Here is a 2,167-nt window from a genome sequence, read left to right as displayed (position 1 = left end):
ACGCCCGGCGAAACACCCCGAACGCCTCATACAACCCCAACCCCATACCCGGCTGCTGCGACCCCTGACCAGGAAAAACAAACACCGTCCTCCCCGCACCCCGCACAGACACCCGGCCACAAACCACACCCGGATGAACAAGCCCCCCAGCAACAGACCCAAGCGCCTGATCGACATCGCCCACCGCCGGACCCACGATCACGGCCCGGTGCGCGAAATGCGTCCGCCCCCTGGCCAGACCATGAGCCACAGCCACCGCATCCACATCCGGACGACCGGCCAGATAACCCCCCAGCCGCTCCGCCTGCGCCCGCAACGCCTCCTCGCTCCGCCCCGAAAGCGGCCACACCACCAACGACGACCCACCATCACCGTCGACGGCCGGCGGCTCCTCCGCAACGGCCGGCGGCTCCTCCAGGATCAGATGAGCGTTCGTACCACTGATACCGAAGGCGGAGACACCCGCGCGCCGCGGCCGCCCGTTCGGCTGCCAGGGCAGCGGTTCGGTGAGCAGCGACACCGCCCCACCCGACCAATCCACATGCGGACTCGGCTCGTCCACATGCAACGACCTCGGCAGCACCCCCCGCTCCATCGCCGCGACCATCTTGATCACACCAGCGACACCAGCCGCCGCCTGCGCATGACCGATGTTCGACTTCACCGACCCCAGCCACAACGGCCGGTCAGCGGGCCGGTCCTGCCCGTACGTGGCGATGATCGCCTGCGCCTCGATCGGATCACCCAGCGTGGTCCCGGTGCCATGAGCCTCGACGACATCGACATCAGCCGCAGCGACCCCCGCATCGGCCAGGGCCGCACGAATCACCCGCTGCTGCGAAGGACCATGCGGAGCCGTCAGACCATTCGAAGCTCCATCCTGATTGATGGCCGACCCACGGATCACCGCCAGTACCCGGTGACCCAGACGACGGGCGTCGGACACCCGCTCCAGCAACAGCATCCCAGCGCCCTCGCTCGCCACCATGCCGTCGGCACCGGCGCCGAACGCCTTGGTCCGGCCGTCCGCCGCGAGCACGCGCTGCCGGGCGAAGTCCACGAACAGTTCGGTGGAGGCCATGACCGTGACGGCACCGGCCAGCGCCATCTCGCACTCACCCCGGCGCAACGCCTGGACGGCCAGATGGATCGCCACCAGCGAGGAGGAACACGCCGTGTCCACCGTGATCGCCGGACCCTCCAAGCCCAGCACATACGAGATACGCCCGGACGCCACGCTGGCCGATACCCCGGTCAGCCGATGGCCCTCGACGGCTTCGGCGCTCCCGGCACCGTACTCATGGGACCACGTACCCGCGAAGACGCCCGTAGAAGTCCCGGCCAGGCTGCGCGGATCGATACCCGCCCGCTCCACCGCCTCCCACGCGACCTCCAGCAACACCCGCTGCTGCGGATCCATCCCCAACGCCTCACGCGGCGAAATTCCAAAGAACTCCGCATCGAACCCACCAGCGTCAGCCAAGAACCCGCCACGCCGCACATACGTGGTCCCCGACTCATCCGGATCAGAACTGAACAACCTGCCCAGATCCCAGCCACGATCCACCGGAAACTCACCGATCACCTCTCTCCCCGAGGCGACCGCATCCCACAAATCCCCAGCAGAACCCACCCCACCAGGGAAACGGCAACCTATCCCCACCACCGCGATCGGCTCGTCTGTCTCGATCCCGCCCGGCGTCGGAACGACGGCGGATGTGACACCGGCCACCTGCTCGTAGAGATGCATTGCCAGAGCCCGTGGCGTGGGGTGGTCGAAGACGACGGTCGGAGAGAAGTGATAGCCGGTGGTCTGGCCGAGCTGCTTGCGAAGCTCAAGCGCGTTGAGTGAGGTGAAGCCGAGATCCTTGAACGGCTGCTCTGGGTCGAGAGTGCTGGAGCTGACATGCCCGAGAACGGTCGCCACATTGGCTTGGACGAGCCGCAGGAGTCGCTCCTGCTGTTGACCTGGAGTGAGGCCGGCCAGTCCGGCGGCGAAGGAATCCACGGTGTCGGCATTGCCGGCACGGCGACGCACGGGCCCGGTCAGGCGTTCCTTCGGTATGACTGCGGAAACCCTGCTGTCGAGGTACGCGCAAAGCGCACGCGGGCTGGGATGGTCGAAGATGAGGGTCGGCGGGAGTTTGAGACCGGTGTGCTGACTCAG

The 2,167-nt window shown here is 67.3% G+C and carries 1 protein-coding gene; it reads right to left on the bottom strand.

Annotated elements, in window-relative coordinates; genetic code table 11:
* Nucleotides 1-2,167, bottom strand: a 2,167-nt coding sequence (locus tag ACGFIV_RS36210; RefSeq protein ID WP_392839598.1) for a beta-ketoacyl synthase N-terminal-like domain-containing protein, incomplete at both ends; no start/stop codon positions are given.

The sequence above is a fragment of the Sphaerisporangium sp. NPDC049003 genome, assembly GCF_043197795.1.
In the GTDB taxonomy this organism is placed as follows: domain Bacteria; phylum Actinomycetota; class Actinomycetes; order Streptosporangiales; family Streptosporangiaceae; genus Sphaerisporangium.
The sequence above is the reverse complement of the archived record's forward strand: the minus strand, read 5'-3'. Positions and strand labels throughout refer to the sequence as shown.